18 protein-coding genes are annotated in these 16764 nt (G+C 64.9%); 14 read left to right on the forward strand and 4 right to left on the reverse strand.

Features of this window, described 5'->3' with window-relative positions; translation table 11 throughout:
* The first annotated feature begins 54 nt into the window (after positions 1 to 54).
* The 5 genes from cysT (at position 55) to ACOJB8_RS27655 (ending at position 5068) form a co-directional block, all read left to right on the forward strand.
* A complete protein-coding gene (cysT, locus tag ACOJB8_RS27635) occupies positions 55 to 954 on the forward strand; it encodes a sulfate ABC transporter permease subunit CysT (RefSeq protein WP_368616197.1) in 900 nt (299 codons plus the stop codon).
* Positions 951 to 1919 carry a sulfate ABC transporter permease subunit CysW gene (gene cysW / locus ACOJB8_RS27640; RefSeq protein ID WP_069267548.1) on the forward strand — a complete coding sequence of 323 codons (969 nt, stop codon included), beginning with the start codon at positions 951 to 953 and terminating at the stop codon, positions 1917 to 1919. Before cysT ends, cysW begins: the two co-directional genes overlap by 4 nt.
* 2 nt (positions 1920 to 1921) lie before the next feature.
* On the forward strand, positions 1922 to 2980 hold the full coding sequence (locus ACOJB8_RS27645; protein ID WP_475015510.1) for a sulfate/molybdate ABC transporter ATP-binding protein: 1059 nt from the start codon (positions 1922 to 1924) through the stop codon (positions 2978 to 2980).
* A gap of 85 nt (positions 2981 to 3065) precedes the next feature.
* Positions 3066 to 3992: a CysB family HTH-type transcriptional regulator gene (locus ACOJB8_RS27650; RefSeq protein WP_069267546.1), complete on the forward strand. Its 927-nt coding sequence runs from the start codon at positions 3066 to 3068 to the stop codon at positions 3990 to 3992.
* Between the two features lie 50 nt (positions 3993 to 4042).
* Complete coding sequence (locus ACOJB8_RS27655) at positions 4043 to 5068, forward strand: asparaginase (RefSeq protein WP_475015512.1); 1026 nt, start codon at positions 4043 to 4045, stop codon at positions 5066 to 5068.
* A gap of 88 nt (positions 5069 to 5156) precedes the next feature.
* Here the strand turns inward: ACOJB8_RS27655 and lysM are convergent, their stop codons facing one another.
* The 4 genes from lysM to gcl form a co-directional block, all read right to left on the reverse strand.
* Positions 5157 to 5666, reverse strand: coding sequence for a peptidoglycan-binding protein LysM (lysM, locus tag ACOJB8_RS27660; RefSeq protein ID WP_069267544.1), 510 nt, complete (start codon positions 5664 to 5666; stop codon positions 5157 to 5159).
* A gap of 454 nt (positions 5667 to 6120) precedes the next feature.
* Positions 6121 to 7026 (reverse strand): 2-hydroxy-3-oxopropionate reductase, encoded by a 906-nt coding sequence (locus ACOJB8_RS27665; RefSeq protein ID WP_475015514.1) that lies wholly within the window; start codon positions 7024 to 7026, stop codon positions 6121 to 6123.
* Between the two features lie 57 nt (positions 7027 to 7083).
* Positions 7084 to 7881, reverse strand: a complete 798-nt coding sequence (gene hyi / locus ACOJB8_RS27670; protein ID WP_475015516.1) for a hydroxypyruvate isomerase — start codon at positions 7879 to 7881, stop codon at positions 7084 to 7086.
* Positions 7882 to 8006: 125 nt separating this feature from the next.
* Positions 8007 to 9791 (reverse strand): glyoxylate carboligase, encoded by a 1785-nt coding sequence (gene gcl / locus ACOJB8_RS27675; RefSeq protein WP_342945666.1) that lies wholly within the window; start codon positions 9789 to 9791, stop codon positions 8007 to 8009.
* A 171-nt stretch (positions 9792 to 9962) separates the two neighbouring features.
* Between gcl and ACOJB8_RS27680 the strand changes: the two genes are divergently transcribed.
* The 9 genes from ACOJB8_RS27680 (at position 9963) to ACOJB8_RS27720 (ending at position 16757) form a co-directional block, all read left to right on the forward strand.
* Positions 9963 to 10871, forward strand: a complete 909-nt coding sequence (locus tag ACOJB8_RS27680) for a substrate binding domain-containing protein (protein ID WP_069267540.1) — start codon at positions 9963 to 9965, stop codon at positions 10869 to 10871.
* A 124-nt stretch (positions 10872 to 10995) separates the two neighbouring features.
* Complete coding sequence (locus tag ACOJB8_RS27685; RefSeq protein ID WP_475015519.1) at positions 10996 to 11790, forward strand: RNA polymerase sigma factor; 795 nt, start codon at positions 10996 to 10998, stop codon at positions 11788 to 11790.
* A complete protein-coding gene (locus ACOJB8_RS27690) occupies positions 11780 to 12706 on the forward strand; it encodes an anti-sigma factor (protein WP_368604206.1) in 927 nt (308 codons plus the stop codon). The genes ACOJB8_RS27685 and ACOJB8_RS27690 overlap by 11 nt, the downstream gene beginning before the upstream one ends.
* A gap of 197 nt (positions 12707 to 12903) precedes the next feature.
* Positions 12904 to 13275, forward strand: coding sequence for a 30S ribosomal protein S6 (rpsF, locus tag ACOJB8_RS27695; RefSeq protein WP_028216785.1), 372 nt, complete (start codon positions 12904 to 12906; stop codon positions 13273 to 13275).
* Between the two features lie 45 nt (positions 13276 to 13320).
* Positions 13321 to 13620 carry a primosomal replication protein N gene (gene priB / locus ACOJB8_RS27700; RefSeq protein ID WP_028204898.1) on the forward strand — a complete coding sequence of 100 codons (300 nt, stop codon included), beginning with the start codon at positions 13321 to 13323 and terminating at the stop codon, positions 13618 to 13620.
* A 2-nt stretch (positions 13621 to 13622) separates the two neighbouring features.
* Complete coding sequence (gene rpsR, locus ACOJB8_RS27705; RefSeq protein WP_027797225.1) at positions 13623 to 13898, forward strand: 30S ribosomal protein S18; 276 nt, start codon at positions 13623 to 13625, stop codon at positions 13896 to 13898.
* Positions 13899 to 13925: 27 nt separating this feature from the next.
* Positions 13926 to 14378, forward strand: a complete 453-nt coding sequence (gene rplI, locus ACOJB8_RS27710) for a 50S ribosomal protein L9 (RefSeq protein ID WP_069267538.1) — start codon at positions 13926 to 13928, stop codon at positions 14376 to 14378.
* A 164-nt stretch (positions 14379 to 14542) separates the two neighbouring features.
* Positions 14543 to 15925 carry a replicative DNA helicase gene (locus tag ACOJB8_RS27715; protein ID WP_069267537.1) on the forward strand — a complete coding sequence of 461 codons (1383 nt, stop codon included), beginning with the start codon at positions 14543 to 14545 and terminating at the stop codon, positions 15923 to 15925.
* A 205-nt stretch (positions 15926 to 16130) separates the two neighbouring features.
* On the forward strand, positions 16131 to 16757 hold the full coding sequence (locus ACOJB8_RS27720; RefSeq protein WP_069267536.1) for a DUF47 domain-containing protein: 627 nt from the start codon (positions 16131 to 16133) through the stop codon (positions 16755 to 16757).
* The last annotated feature ends 7 nt before the right edge of the window (positions 16758 to 16764 follow it).

A 16764-nucleotide genomic window follows, 5' to 3' on the forward strand; every position in this document is an offset into this window, starting at 1 on the left:
TTCGGCGCGAATCTGCAACGCACGAATCGCGCAACCCATGTCTGGACGATGAGCATGACAACGTTTCGATTGCGCAAGCCCAGTGCGCTGCCTGGCTTCGGTTTGACGCTTGGCATCACGGTGGCCTATCTGAGCCTCGTGGTGCTCATTCCGCTTGCCGCCACCTTTCTCAAGACGGCGACACTCGACTGGAGCCAGTTCGTGCGCGCCGTGTGGTCGCCGCGCGTGATCGCGTCGTACCGGCTCACGTTCACCGCCGCGCTCGGCGGGGCGCTGATCAACGCGGTATTCGGCTTCCTGCTGGCGTGGGTGCTCGTGCGCTATAGGTTTCCGTTCAAACGGGTGATCGATGCGCTCGTCGATCTGCCGTTCGCGCTCCCGACTTCCGTGGCGGGCATTTCGCTCGCCGCCGTGTATGCCGGCAATGGCTGGATCGGCCAGTTCCTGCAGCCGCTCGGTCTGAAGATCGCCTTCACGCCGCTCGGCGTGCTCGTGGCGCTGACCTTCATCGGCTTGCCGTTCGTCGTGCGCACGGTGCAGCCGGTGCTCGAGGACTTCGAGCGCGAACAGGAAGAGGCCGCTGCGTGCCTCGGCGCCTCGCGCTGGCTCACGTTCCGCCGTGTCGTGCTGCCCGCGGTGCTGCCGGCGCTTCTCACGGGTTTCGCGCTCGCGTTCGCGCGTGCGCTGGGCGAGTACGGCTCGGTCATCTTCATCGCCGGCAACGTGCCGATGAAGTCGGAGATTACGTCGCTGCTCATCATCACCAAGCTCGAGCAGTACGACTATGCGGGCGCAACGGCGCTTGCCGTGATGATGCTCTGCGTCTCGTTCGTCATGCTGCTGCTCATCAACTCGCTGCAGTGGTATTTGCAGCGCCGCACGAGCCGGGGTGTAACGGCCGGCAGCGCGCCGAGTGCCGTGGTGGGCGCAACCGTCGCGGGAGGTGCGCAATGAGCACGCTGCCGCAACAACGAAGTACGCGCCGGCCGGACCCGGTCACCGAATCACCGTGGGTGCGCTGGCTGCTGACCGGCATCGCGCTCGCGTTTCTCGCGCTGTTTCTCGTGGTGCCGCTCGTCGCGGTGTTCTGGCAGGCGCTGTCGAAGGGTATCGGCTTCTACTTCACGTCGCTCGTCGATCCCGACGCGCTCTCCGCGATCAAGCTCACGCTCATCACCGCGGCGATCGCGGTGCCGTTGAATCTGGGCTTCGGCCTCGCGGCGTCGTGGGCGATCGCGAAGTTCGAGTTTCGCGGCAAGGCGCTGCTCACCACGCTGATCGACCTGCCGTTTTCAGTTTCGCCCGTGATTTCAGGTCTCATCTACGTGCTGCTGTTCGGCGCGCAGGGCTGGCTCGGGCCGTGGCTCGAAGACCGCAACGTGCAGATCATCTTCGCGGTGCCGGGTATCGTGCTCGCCACCATCTTCGTGACGTTCCCGTTCGTCGCGCGCGAGCTGATTCCGCTGATGCAGGCGCAGGGCAACGACGAAGAAGAGGCCGCCCACGTGCTGGGCGCCTCGGGCTGGCAGATGTTCCGCCGCGTGACGCTGCCCAATATCCGCTGGGGTCTGCTGTACGGCGTGATTCTCTGCAACGCGCGCGCCATGGGCGAGTTCGGCGCGGTGTCGGTGGTGTCGGGTCATATTCGCGGCCAGACCGACACGATGCCGCTGCACGTCGAGATTCTTTACAACGAGTACAACTTCGCGGCGGCGTTCGCCGTGGCATCGCTGCTCGCGTTGCTCGCGCTCGTCACGCTTGGCCTGAAGCTGCTCGCGGAGCGCCGCCTTTCGGCGGAACTGCGCGGCGCGGACGAGATTCCCGCCTACGCCGGCCCGCAACCCGTGGCCGTGCAACATGTTTCACAACACGCAGCGCCTCGCGCCGTGCGCCAACCGATTCAAGTAGGGGAGCAGTAAACATGGGCATCACCGTCAGCAATCTGCACAAGCGCTTCGGCGACTTCACCGCCCTCGACAACGTCTCGCTCGACTTTCCGCCGGGCGAGCTGGTTGCGCTGCTCGGACCTTCCGGTTGTGGCAAGACCACGCTCCTGCGCGTCATTGCGGGCCTCGAATACGCCGACGCGGGCCAGGTCGTGCTGCAAGGCCAGGACGTGGGCGAGGTGGGCGCGCGCGAGCGCCAGGTGGGCTTCGTGTTCCAGCATTACGCACTGTTCCGCCACATGACGGTGTTCGAGAACGTGGCGTTCGGGCTGCGCGTGAAGCCGCGCAGCGAGCGGCCCTCGGAGGCCGTGATTCGCGAGAAGGTGCATGAACTGCTCAAGCTCGTGCAGCTCGACTGGCTCGCGCAGCGCTATCCGTCCGAGCTGTCGGGCGGCCAGCGTCAGCGCATCGCGCTTGCGCGCGCGCTCGCCGTCGAGCCGAAGGTGCTGCTGCTCGACGAACCGTTCGGCGCGCTCGACGCCAAGGTTCGCAAGGAGTTGCGCTCGTGGCTGCGCCGCCTGCACGACGACCTGCATATCTCGACGATCTTCGTCACGCACGACCAGGAGGAAGCGCTCGAGGTGGCCGATCGCATCGTCGTGATGAATCATGGGCACGTGGAGCAGGTCGGCAGCCCGCAGGACGTCTATGATCATCCGCAGACGGCCTTCGTGTACGAATTTCTGGGCGCCGCAAACCGGCTGCGCGGCAGCGTCGATGCACGCGGTTTCGTCGCCGAGGGCGCGGCGCAGCCGATCTCCGTGCATGCGAGCTTCGAAGGGCCCGCGCTCGCCTACGTGCGGCCGCACGACCTCGTGCTGCACCGCGAAGCGAGCGATTATCGCGACGGCATCGTCGTCGACGTGCGCCGCGTGGTGACGCTGGGCGGCTCGGTGCGCGTGGAGCTGGAAAGCCGCACGGGCGGCGCGCTCGAAGCCGAGCTCGACCGCGAGTCGTGGCGTGCGCTGGGCCTTTCGGTCGGCGAGGGCGTGACGGCCGTGCCGCGCGGGCTTCGCGTATTTCCGGCGCAATGAGCGCTGTAAAAAGCAGCGCAGCAAGCGTTACAGTGCTCACATCGACAAAAACGAATAATCGGTCAGCAGTCCCGGAGAGAAGACCATGAATTTTCAGCAGTTGCGTTTCGTGCGCGAAGCCGTACGGCAGAACATGAACCTGACCGAAGTGGCGAACGTGCTGTATACGTCGCAATCAGGCGTTTCCAAGCAGATCAAGGATCTCGAAGACGAGCTCGGCGTGGACATTTTCATTCGCCGCGGCAAGCGCCTGACCGGCCTCACGGAGCCTGGCAAGGCCGTGCATCAGCTGATCGAGCGCATGCTGCTCGACGCCGAGAACCTGCGCCGCGTGGCGCGCCAGTTCGCGGACCAGGACAGCGGTCACCTCGTGGTCGCGACGACGCACACGCAGGCGCGTTACGCGCTGCCTAAGGTCGTGCACCGGTTCCGCGAAGTGTTTCCGAAAGTCCACCTCGCGCTGCGCCAGGGCAATCCGCAGCAGATCGCGCAGATGATCATCAACGGCGAGGCCGACATCGGCATCTCGACCGAGGCGCTCGACCGCTTCCCCGACATCGTCACGTTCCCGTGCTACTCGTGGCATCACGTGGTGGTCGTGCCGAAGTCGCATCCGCTCGTGGGCCGCGAAAATCTCACGCTCGAAGACGTGGCCGAGTATCCGGTCATCACCTATGACCAGGACTTCACGGGCCGCTCGCACATCGACCAGGCGTTCGCGAAAGCGAGCGTGGTGCCCGACGTGGTGCTGACCGCCATCGACGCGGACGTGATCAAGACCTACGTCGAACTCGGCATGGGCGTGGGCATCGTCGCGGCGATGGCCTACGACCCGAAGCGCGACAGCGAACTCGTCGCGCTCGACACGGAGCATCTCTTCGATGCGAGCACGACGCGAGTGGGCCTGCGCAAGGGCGCATTCCTGCGCCAGTACGCGTACCGGCTCATCGAAATGTTCGCGCCGCAGCTCACCGAGCAGCAGATCGCGAGCCAGCTGCGCGAGGCAACCTGAAAAGCGCGCTGACTTTCTCGGCGGGCGGCGGATCGCTTAAAATCGCCGCCATGAATACTTCCACTTCCTCCTCAGCGGCGGCGCCCAGGCTGCCGCGCATTGCCGTGCTCGCCACGGGCGGCACGATTGCGGGCTCCGCCGCGGACGCCGCGAACACCGCGGGCTACCAGGCCGGCGTGATCGGCGTCGCGCAGCTGCTCGCAGCCGTGCCGGGCCTCGACGCCATCGCCCTGATCCATGCCGAGCAGGTCGCGAGCATCGACAGCAAGGACATGTCGCTTGCGCTGTGGACTACGCTCGCGCAGCGCGTGAACGAACTGCTGGCCAGCGACGAGATCGACGGCGTGGTGATCACGCACGGCACGGATACGCTCGAAGAAACCGCGTACCTGCTGCATCTCACGGTGAAGAGCGCGAAGCCATGTATCTTGACGGCCGCCATGCGGCCCGCCACGGCGCTTTCCGCCGACGGCCCGCTCAATCTGCTCAATGCCGTCACGCTCGCGGCGAGCGAGGCGGCGGCGGGACAGGGCGTGCTGGTGGCGTTCAATAACCGCATTCATTGCGCACGCGACGTCGCGAAGATCAGCACCTATGCGGTGGATGCATTCCAGTCGCCGGAAATCGGCGCGCTGGGCTGGGTGCAGGATGGGCGCGTGGAATTCCAGCGCCGCGCGCTGCGCCCGCATACGGTCGATGCGCCGTTCACGGCACCGGTCCAATGGCCGCAGGTCGAGATCGTGACGAGCTACGCGGGCGTGTCGCGCGCGGCGGTCGAAGCACTCTTTGCCGCCGGTGTGGATGGGTTCGTCGTGGCCGGCACGGGCAACGGCTCGATTCACGGCGCGTTGCAGCAGTCGCTGGCCGAAGCGGCCGCCAAGGGCGTGGCCGTCGTGCGCGCCTCGCGCGTCGGCTCGGGCCACGTGATGCACAACGGCGCGGCCAAGGACGATACGCTCGGCTTCGTGTCTTCGGGCACGCTTAGCCCGTACAAGGCGCGTGTGCTGCTGCTGCTCGCGCTGGCGGCTGGCACGACCGACAAGGCGGGGCTGCAGGGCGTGTTCGACACGTACTGAGCCTGGCCGCGTACAAAGTAAAAACGGGCCTGGCGGATCGCTCCGCCAGGCCCGTTTCGTTTCTGGCCCTGTTCGTGTGTCGCCGCACTTACTGCAGCGGCGGAATCACGAGCACCTGACCCGGATAGATCTTGTCCGGGCTCTTGAGCATCGGCGTGTTCGCCTCGAAGATCGCGTCGTTCTTCGCGCCGCTGCCATAGTACTTTTCGGCGATCTTCCAGAGGTTGTCGCCGGCAACGACCGTGTGGTGCTGCGCTTCGGGCGCGGGGTTGGTCACGGTCATCTGGTCGTCGACCTTGTCGACGTTCTGCACGTTGCCGGCCGCGACGAGGATCTTCTCCTTGGTGGGCTGGTCGGCGGCGTTGCCGGTGACCGTCACCGTGTGCGAGACGCCGTCGTAGGTCACGCCGAGGTTGTCGGCGTCGAGGCCCTGCGAGCGGATATAGGCCGCGATCGCGTCGCCGGCCTTCTGGTTCAGCTCGGCGAGATTCGCGGCGGGGTCTGCCGGTGCGGCAGCGGGTTCCGCGGCGGCGGCCGGCGCGGCAGCCGTGCCGAAGAGTTTTTCGCCTGCTTCCTTGATGAAATTGATAATGCCCATCGATCACACTCCTCACGTGCTGGAAATGACTGGGTGGTCACGCGTCGGGTCCACATTGACCCGTCGGCATGACAGCCCGATGAAAGCACGATTCTAGAAACGCGGTCGCGAACGCGTCCATCGGGGCAGCGTCAAAGAGTGTGAAACCGGGGAAAGAAGAGAGAAGGCAAAGAAAAACGGGCATCCGACACGCGGACACCCGATGACGACGTCTGACCGACCAAGGCTTCCCCGCCGTCACCGGGCGCCGCTTTCGGACCCCACTGGCCGCCCTCAGCCCAGAGCGGCACCGATTTGCCTCGCGACGGTTGCCGCCGCCGCGAAGCGCCCCACGGGAGGCTGATGCACACGCTCGAATGCCTGCGCACCAGCCGGTATGCGTGATCCGGTTCTACAGGCGGTCCGCCCGTTGCGTCGCGCGAACCGCCGTGCTGCTACCTGCTACCGCTGAAAATCAAGCCACCTTCACCTGCGCTTGCGGCTCGGCGATCTCGAAGTTCGCCATGATCTCGAGCGCGCGGATCATGGCCGAGTGGTCCCATGCCTTGCCGCCGTTCGCGGCGCACACGCTGAAGAGCTGCTGCGCGCTCGCGGTATGCGGCAGCGCGATGCCCAGCTTGCGCGCGCCGTCGATCGCGAGATTCAGGTCCTTCTGGTGCAGTTCGATGCGGAAGCCCGGATTGAACGTGCGCCTGGTCATGCGCTCGCCGTGCACTTCGAGAATGCGCGACGAAGCGAAGCCGCCCATGAGGGCCTTGCGCACGCGCTCGGGGTCCGCACCCGAACGTGCTGCGAACAGCAGCGCTTCGGCCACGGCCTCGATGTTCAGCGCGACGATGATCTGGTTCGCCACCTTGCAGGTCTGGCCCGCGCCGTTGTCGCCGATGAGCGAAATATTCTTGCCCATCAATTCGAACAGCGGCTTGGCAAGATCGAACGACTTCTGCGGGCCGCCCACCATGATCGTGAGCGTGGCTTCGCGTGCGCCGACTTCACCGCCCGAGACCGGCGCGTCGAGATAGTCGCAGCTGAGTGCGTTGATCTGTTTGGCGAACTGTTGCGTTTCGAGCGGCGAGATCGAGCTCATGTCGATCACGAGCTTGCCGGCCGAGAGACCCTTGGCGACGCCGTCGTCGGCGAACAGGACGTTGGCGACATCAGGCGTGTCCGGCACCATCACGATGACGATGTCCGATACCTTCGCGACAGCCGTCGAATCGGCGACGACTTCGGTTTGCGTGCGCAGGTCGTCGGGCACCGGATACTTGCCGTTCACGGCGAGCGTGTGGCCGCCCTTGATGAGATTGCGCGCCATGTGCGCGCCCATGATGCCGAGTCCGATAAAGCCAATCTTTGCCATCTTGTGTCTCCGTTAAAGCGAATGCGTGAATGTGCGTCGTTGCGTCCGATTGCGGGCTCAGGCGAGTTCGGCGGTGCGCTGCTTCGCGCTGCGCAGCCAGCCGAGGCCTTCGACGGTCGTCGTGCGCGGCTTGTACTCGCAGCCGATGTGGCCTTCGTAGCCGAGCGAGTCGAGCAGATCGAACAGGAACGGGTAGTTGATTTCGCCCGTGCCGGGTTCGTTGCGGCCAGGATTGTCGGCGAGCTGGACGTGGGCGATCTTCGCGAAGTGCTTCTTGATCGTCGCGGCGAGTTCGCCTTCCATGCGCTGCATGTGATAGATGTCGTACTGCAGGAACAGGTTGTCCGAGCCGGTCTTTTCGATCACGTCGAGCGCTTCGCCCGAGCGGTTCAGCGCGAAGCCGGGAATGTCGTACGAATTGCACGGCTCGACCAGCAGGCGGATGCCTTCGCGTTTCAATTCACCCGCGGCGTAGCGCAGGTTCTCGACGATCGTGGCGAGCGCCGTGTCGCGATCGACGCCTGCCGTCGGAATGCCGACGAGGCAGTTCAGTTGCGGCACCTTCAGCGCCTTCGCATACTCGATCGCGCGGCCCACGCCTTCCTGGAATTCGCCGCGGCGCTCGGGCAGGCAGGCAATGCCGCGCTCGCCCGCTTCCCAGTTGCCGGCGGGCAGGTTGTGGAGGACGAGCTTCAGCCCGTTGACCTCGAGGCGCTCGGCCAGCTCAGTGGCCTTGTACGGATACGGGAACAGGAACTCCACGGCGTCGAAGCCCGCTTGTGCGGCCGCTGCGAAGCGGTCGAGGAAGGGCACTTCGTTGAACAGCATGGTGAGGTTCGCGGCGAATTTTGGCATGGTGCTGGGTCTCGCTGGTCGGTCAATGAAAGAAGTCAGGCGGAAGGTCACGCAGTCAATCATTCAGGCAGCGCGCCGATGCCGGGCGCGCTGCTCGTGCTGCGTTGATGCGGGCTCGAGTGCGCTCAGTCGAGGGCATTGATCGCGCTGATGGCAGTCGGCGCGTGCTCGGGTTTTTCGGCCAGTTCCTCGAACTCGTTGATGGCGTCGATCTCGGTGCCCATCGATATGTTGGTCACACGCTCGAGTATCACTTCGACGACGACCGGCACGCTGTGCTCGGCGGCGAGCGCCTGGGCCTCTTTGAGCGCCGGGGCGATCTCTTCGGGCTTGAACACGCGCAGCGCCTTGCAGCCGAGGCCTTCGGCGACCGTCACGTGATCGACGCCATAGCCGTTCACTTCAGGTGCGTTGATGTTCTCGAACGCGAGCTGCACGCAGAAGTCCATGTCGAACGCGCGCTGCGCCTGGCGGATCAGGCCGAGATACGAGTTGTTCACGACGACGTGCACGTACGGCAGCTTGAACTGCGCGCCCACGGCCAGCTCTTCGACCATGAACTGGAAGTCGTAGTCGCCCGAGAGCGCCACGATGGGACGCGTCGGATCGGCTGCGCGCACACCGAGCGCCGCGGGAATCGTCCAGCCGAGCGGGCCGGCCTGGCCGCAGTTGATCCAGTTGCGCGCCTTGTACACGTGCAGGAACTGCGCGCCGGCGATCTGCGAAAGGCCGATGGTGCTCACGTAGCAGGTGTCGCGGCCAAACGCCTTGTTCATCTCTTCGTACACGCGTTGCGGCTTGATCGGCGTGTTCTCGAAGTGCGTCTTGCGAAGCATCGTGCGCTTGCGCTCCTGGCAGTCGGCCACCCACGCGCTGCGATCCTTCAGCTTGCCCGCGGCCTTCCATTCCCTGGCGATTTCGACGAACAGTTCGAGTGCGGCCTTCGCGTCCGAGACAATGCCGAGATCCGGGCCGAACACGCGGCCGATCTGCGTCGGTTCGATATCGACGTGCACGAACTTGCGACCCTTCGTGTACACCTCGACGCTGCCCGTATGGCGGTTCGCCCAGCGGTTGCCGATGCCGAGCACGAAGTCGGAGGCGAGCATCGTGGCGTTGCCGTAGCGATGCGAGGTCTGCAGGCCGACCATGCCGGCCATGAGCGGATGGTCGTCGGCAATCGCGCCCCACGACATGAGCGTCGGGATCACGGGCACGCCCACGGTTTCGGCGAACTGCACGAGCAGGTCTTCGGCTGCCGCGTTGAGCACGCCGCCGCCCGAGACGATCAGCGGTTTGTCGCTCGCGTTGAGCAGTTCGAGCGCGGCTTCGATCTGCTTGCGCGTCGCGCGCGGCTTGTAGACCGGCAGCGGCTCGTACGTGTCGATGTCGAATTCGATTTCGGCGAGCTGCACGTCGATCGGCAGATCGACCAGCACCGGACCCGGACGGCCCGAGCGCATCAGATGGAACGCCTGCTGGAACACGCGCGGCACGAGCGCCGGCTCGCGCACGGTGACGGCCCACTTGGTGACGGGCTTGGCGATCGACTCGATGTCGACGGCCTGGAAGTCTTCCTTGTAGAGGCGCGCGCGCGGCGCCTGGCCCGTGATCGCGAGGATCGGAATCGAATCGGCCTGGGCCGAGTAGAGGCCCGTGATCATGTCGGTGCCCGCGGGGCCCGAGGTGCCGATACACACGCCGATGTTGCCCGGCGTGGCGCGCGTGTAGCCTTCGGCCATGTGCGAGGCGCCTTCGACGTGGCGCGCCAGCACGTGCGTGATGCCGCCGGCCCTTTTCATCGCCGAATAGAACGGATTGATGGCGGCGCCCGGCACGCCGAAAGCGGTGTCGATGCCTTCTTTTTCGAGCACCAGAACGGCGGCGTCGACGGCTCTCATTTTGGCCATGATTGTCTCCTGAATGTCTCGTATGCGAGGAATGGCGATGCGTTGAGGCCCACTTTAGGGGCGCAAGAAAGGTTTGATAAGATCAGTCCAGGTCGTTTATTCCGAAACAAAAAGTATGGAATGCCGGCGGGAGGGGCTTTCCGGCTCGCAACCCGACGGGGGAGACACGCAATGGACCGATTCAAGCAGATCGAAACCTTCGTGCGCGTCGCAGAAGCGGGCAGCCTCGCGGCGGCGGCGCTCGAGGAAGGTGTTTCGCCGGTGATCCTCGGGCGGCGTATCGACGCGCTCGAAAAGCGTCTCGGCGTGAAGCTCATTTACCGTTCTACGCGCAGGCTCGTGGTGAGCGAGGAGGGCGCGGCCTTTCTCGAACGCTGCCGCGGCCTGCTCGCCGACTGGGATCAGGCCGAAAACGAACTATCCGCCGGGCGCCAGGTGGTGAGCGGCCATCTGATCGTCTCGGCGCCGGCGGCGTTCGGGCGCAAGCACGTCGCGCCGCTCGCGCCCGAGTTCCTCGCCGACAAGCCCGAACTGCAGGTGTCGTTCAACCTCACCGACCGCGTGGTCGATCTGGTGCGCGAGGGCTACGACCTGTCGATCCGCATCGGCGGCGCGGTGGACCCGAACTTCGTCGCCGTGAAGCTCGCTACCAACCGGCGCGTCGTGTGCGGCACGCCCGAATATTTCCGCAAGCACGGGCGGCCGAAAACGCTCGAAGACCTGCCAAACCACAATTGCCTCGCGTTCAACCTGCAGGGCGGCCAGAACCGCGGCTGGTACTTCAGCCGCGGCGGCAAGCTCGTCACCGTGCGCGTGGGCGGCACGCTCGACTGCAACGACGGCGAACTGCTGCACCGCTGGGTGACCGAGAGCCTCGGCCTTGGCTGGCGTTCGACCTGGGAGATCGACGCCCAGCTCGCGCGCGGCGAACTCGAAACGGTGCTCGACGAATACGCGCTGCCCGATTACGACATCCTCGCGGTGTATCCGCAGCAGCGCTACGTGCCGGCGCGCGTGCGCTACTTCATCGACTACCTAAAGGAGGTCTACGCGCGTCCGGGGTACTGGGCCGGCGCGTAGTCGCGCATTTCGCATTTATTTTTCGTTTTCGTGCACACGGAGCGGGAATAAACTGGCCCGAGCTTCGGTAGTGCCTGTATGCGGCCACGGTCGCGTAAGCCAAACGAAGACGCGAGGGGACGACGTGGGAGAAACCGCGTACGAGCAGGATGAGGCCGCACGCAGCCGCCGCTTTCAGGCGCTGGCGCTGCCGCATCTCGATGCGGCCTACAACCTCGCGCGCTGGCTCTCGCGTAACCCGGGCGACGCGGAAGATATCGTCCAGGAGGCGTTTCTGCGGGCGTTCCGCTTCTTCGACGCGTTTCGCGGCGACGAGGCCCGCCCCTGGCTGCTCGCGATCGTGCGGCGCGTCTGGTACGACGAATGGCGGCGGCGCGCGGGCGCGGAAGAGGTGGCGCCGTTCGACGAGTTGCGCGACGACGCGCCGCTCGAAGGCTGGGAAACGGGCGGCGTCGATCCCGAGACGCTCGCGATCCGCGCCGAAGACACCCGTTATGTGCAGGATGCGCTCAGGCGCCTGCCGGTGGAGTATCGGGAAGTACTGGTGCTGCGCGAGCTGGAGGAGCTGGGTTATCGCGAGATCGCGGCGATCGCCGATCTGCCGCTCGGCACCGTGATGTCGCGGCTCGCGCGTGGCCGCAGACGCTTGGCGACGCTGCTGGCGGCGTACCACGGCGGCGAGCTAAACAGGTCAGCGGCAGGTAGTGCAGTCGGTGAGACTGCAAACGATTCGGTTGTCCGCGCCCCCGGCTGCGCGGACGACAGGGCAGGAGTCGGGGGAAGCAGTCAAGCCAGGAGACCATCCGGCCGGGGGAACGGCGGTCGGTTCCGTGAGGAGCCGGCCGCCGACGGCGGAGCGCCGTTGCGCACTCGCTCTCAAACCGAAGGCCGAACGACGGAGGCGCCCGATGAACTGTAACGAAGCGCGCCCGCTGGTCGACGCGAGCGTCGACCGCGAACTCTCCGCCGCCGACGAATGGCGTGTGCGCGAGCATCTCGCAGGCTGCGAGCCATGCCGGCGTGTCGCCGACGACGCGCAGGCCATCTCTCGAATGACCCGATCCGCGCCATACCACCGTGCGCCGGCTGGGCTGGCTGCGCGTATCGTCGCGGCATTGCCGGCGACGGACGTACCGCCGGCGAAAGCAGTGCCATCGCCAACCCCCGCGCGCGCTTCGGGCGGCTGGCGCGCCTGGCTGCGCAACTGGTGGCCGGGCAGCGGCGGCGGGGCGCGAGGCGAGGCGGGCGGTCGTGGCTGGGGCGCTGCGTCCGTCAACGCGGGGCCGCGCGCGGCCACGCTCGCGTGGTTCGGCTGCGCGGTGTTGATTCTTTGCGCGCTGGCAGTGATTGCCACGCTGCAACTGCGCCGCCCGGCCGCTGAGATGGCCTTCGTCGACGATCTCGTGTCCAGCCACGTGCGGGCCCAGATTTCGGGCCGCGATATCGACGTGATCTCGACCGACCGCCATACCGTGAAGCCGTGGTTCAATGGCCGGATCGACTACGCGCCGCCTGTCTTCGATCTGGCGCAGCAGGGCTTCGCGCTCGCGGGCGGGCGCCTCGATTATGTGGGGCGCGAACGCGTCGCCGTGCTCGTCTATCACCATGGCAAGCACGTGATCGATGTCTATGTGTTCCCGCCAGGCGCGAACGGGCCGGCCGTCTCGGGCGCCGTGCCGCAGAGTTCGAGCGAAGGCTACGCACTTCTGCGCTGGCAGGCGGCGGGCATGACCTTGTGGGCGGTGTCGGACGCCGGTGCGGACGCGCTCGACGGCCTGCGCGCGGCGCTCGACGCCCGTCTCGCGGGCGGCGCGAGCGAGGCGGCCGGCAGCTAGGCTGTCGCCTCACACGGCCGCACAGGGGCGCCTTCATGGCGCTCCTCGCCGCGCAAGTCATTGAAAACACGCCCGAATCATCGCCAGAACGCACGATCTGTCTTGCGTGCGTAGCCCATCCGCGCTACAATCTTCGGCTTCTCACTTGCCGCACCGGTTCCGACGCCCGGGTGGCTTAAATCCACAAGGAGTGATACATGCGTCATTACGAAATCGTCTTCATCGTGCATCCCGATCAGAGCGAGCAGGTGCCCGCCATGATCGAGCGCTACAAGAGCACGATCACCTCGCACGGTGGCCAGATCCACCGCATCGAAGACTGGGGCCGTCGTCAACTGGCCTACATGATCGAGAAACTCGCGAAGGCTCACTACGTCTGCATGAACATCGAATGCGACCAGGCCACGCTCGACGAACTGGAACACGCGTTCAAGTTCAACGACGCTGTTCTGCGTCACCTCATCGTCAAGATGAAGAAGGCCGAAACCGGCCCGTCGCCGATGATGAAGGAAGTGCAGCGCGAAGAAGCCAAGAAGGCGGCTGCCCAGCCGACCGAAGCGCAGGCTTAAGTACGTAAGCCATCAGGATTCAAGCAAAGTCATAGCCAACCCCGCGTGAACAGGCTTCAACTTACCGCTAGCGTCGTCGAACGCGAACCGGTGCGGTATACCCCCGCCGGCGTTCCGATCGCAAGCGTCACGTTGCAGCATCGCACGGAGGTCGTCGAAGCCGGCATTCCCCGCTTCGTCGAACTCACGATGCCCGCGGTCGCGGCCGGCAAGGCCTGCGGTCTCGTAGAAAGCTGTGAGATGGGCGTGGAAGCGCTCTTCACCGGTTTTCTGGCGAAAAAGCACCGCAATGCGCGAACCCTGGTGTTTCACATCACCGAAATGCAAGGCACAGGAAAGGACTAATCATGCCCCGCCCGACTGGTAAGAAATTCGACAAGCGTCGTCAGCAACAAAACCCGCTCTTCAAGCGCAAGAAGTTCTGCCGCTTCACGGCTGCAAACGTCGAACAAATCGACTACAAGGACCTCGACACGCTGAAGGACTTCATCGGCGAAAACGGCAAGATCACGCCGGCTCGTCTGACGGGTACGAAGGCCCACTATCAGCGTCAGCTGGACACGGCTATCAAGCGCGCGCGTTTCCTCGCGCTGATGCCGTACACCGACCAGCACAAGGCCTAATAAGACGACGCGATAAGGAGCAATAGAATGCAGATCATTCTTCTGGAAAAAGTCGTCAACCTGGGTAACCTCGGCGACATCGTCAAGGTGAAGGACGGTTACGCACGTAACTTCCTGATCCCGAACAAGAAGGCACGCCGTGCTACGAAGGACGCAATCGCCGAATTCGAAGTCCGCCGCGCAGAACTCGAAAAGGTCGCCGCTGAAAAGCTGGCAGCAGCGCAAGCCGAAGGCGAAAAGCTGAACGGCCTGACCGTCCAGATCGGCCAGAAGGCCGGCGTGGACGGCCGCCTGTTCGGTTCGGTCACGAACGCGGACATCGCCGTTGCGCTCACGAAGCAAGGCTTCGCAGTGGAAAAGGCGCAAGTGCGTCTGCCGGAAGGCCCGCTGAAGATGGTGGGCGACCACCCGGTGCAGGTTGCACTGCACACCGACGTCCTCGTCGACGTCACGGTGTCGGTGCTGGGCGAGCACGCCTAAGTACCCACGTGCGGCCCTCGCGGGCCGCGCGGTTTGACGCAAGACTCAGGAAGGGCAGGAGCCGCAGGGCTTCTGCCTTTTTTGTTGTGCGCGGCCTGGACGCTACGCGCGTTGCAAGTTTTCAAGCTTGTTCGAGGCACCCCCTTGTCCGATAATTGCCCTCCATGAACGCTCCGAAAGATCCCCAACTCGACTCGCTGAAAGTCCCGCCGCATTCGATCGAAGCCGAGCAATCGGTGCTCGGCGGCCTGCTGCTGGATAACGGCGCATGGGACCGGATTGCCGACTTCCTCTCGCAAAGCGACTTCTATCGCTACGATCACCGCATCATTTTCGAGCACATTGGCCGGCTGATCGCCGCCACGCGCCCGGCCGACGTGGTGACGGTGTACGAGGCGCTCGGCACCTCGGGCAAAGCGGATGACGTGGGCGGCCTCGCATACCTGAACGCGCTCGCGCAGAACACGCCGAGCGCCGCGAATATTCGCCGCTACGCGGAAATCGTGCGTGACCGTGCGGTGCTGCGCCGACTCGTGTCCGTCGCCGACGAAATTTCCGCCGACGCCTTCAACCCGCAGGGCAAGGAAGTGCGCCAGCTGCTCGACGAGGCCGAGTCGAAGGTGTTCTCGATCGCCGAGGACGGCGCGCGCGGCACCCAGGGCTTCCTCGAGATCGGGCCGCTGCTCACGCAGGTCGTGGAGCGCATCGACACGCTCTATCACACGGCCAACCCGAGCGACGTGACGGGCACGCCTACGGGCTTCATGGACCTCGACCGCATGACGTCGGGCATGCACGGCGGCGAGCTGATCATCGTGGCAGGGCGCCCCTCGATGGGTAAGACCGCGTTCTCGATGAACATCGGCGAGTACGTGGCCGTCGAGTATGGTCTGCCGGTGGCCGTGTTCTCCATGGAAATGCCGGGCACGCAGCTCATCATGCGTATGCTCGGGTCGGTGGGCCGTCTGGATCAGCACCGCATGCGTACGGGCCGTCTGACCGATGAGGATTGGCCGAAGCTCACGCACGCCGTGCAGAAAATGAGCGAGGCGCAGATCTTCATCGACGAAACGGGCGGCCTGAATCCGATGGAATTGCGCTCGCGCGCGCGGCGTCTGTCGCGCCAGTGCGGCAAGCTCGGGCTCATCATCATCGACTACCTGCAGCTGATGAGCGGCTCGGGCACGGGCGAGAACCGTGCGACCGAAATTTCGGAAATTTCGCGCTCGCTCAAGAGCCTGGCGAAGGAACTGGATGTCCCTGTGATCGCGCTCTCGCAGTTGAACCGCGGTCTGGAGCAGCGTCCGAACAAGCGGCCGGTGATGTCGGACCTGCGCGAATCGGGCGCAATCGAACAGGACGCGGACGTCATCCTGTTCATCTATCGCGACGAAGTCTACAACCCCGACAGCCCAGACAAGGGCACGGCCGAAATCATCATCGGCAAGCAGCGTAACGGTCCGATCGGACCTGTTCGCCTCACGTTCCACGGTCAATACACGAAGTTCGATAATTTTGCCGGGGCGCAGACCTTCTACGGCGAATAACGCAAAGCGTTGCGCGGCTTGCGCCAAAGTGGCGCAAATGCCGCGTTGGCGGCTGCCGATCCATGCGGCAGCTCCCGCCTGACGATACAATATTGCCGTTTTATGACAGCCATCTCTGTCACTTATTTTGCTGCCCGATTGCCGCGAAGTGACCGCGAAGTCACCGCTTCGTGACGGCAATCCGAGACCAATTTCCGGGATACCAATGTTCGGTCGATTCATGCCCACCGAGGGCAAGTTCTTCGAGATTTTTAATGCGCATGCGAAATGCATCGTTTCCGCGAGCCGCGAACTCGAACTCCTGATCGATAACCTCGCTGACGCCGAGGTTCACAAGCAGAATGTGCAGGCCTCCGAAAAGGCCGCCGACAAGCTCACGCACGAGGCGATCGACCTTCTGCACAAGACCTTCATCACACCGCTCGACCGCGACGAGATCCACAAGCTGATCACGACGATGGACGACTGCCTCGACCTGATGGAAGACGTCGCCACGGCCATCTCGCTCTACGACGTGCAAGCCGTGACCGCCGAGGCGAGCCAGCTGGCGCACGTGGTGACGGCCACGGCCGAGCGCGTGCAGCTGGCGGTGGGCCTGCTCTCCGACATGAAGCAGGCGCGTGAGATCCTGCAGGCCTGCGAAGACATCGACCGTCTGGAGTCCGACGCCGACCGCTTGCTGCGCGGGGCCATTTCGAAGCTCTTCCGCGAGGAAGACGACGTCAAGAACCTGATCAAGCTGAAGGCGATCTACGAACTGCTCGAAGCGATCACGGACAAGTGCGAGGATGTCGCGAACATCATCGAAGGCATCGTGCTAGAGAACGCCTGAGCACACT

This window comes from Paraburkholderia sp. BR10141 (genome assembly GCF_056155635.1).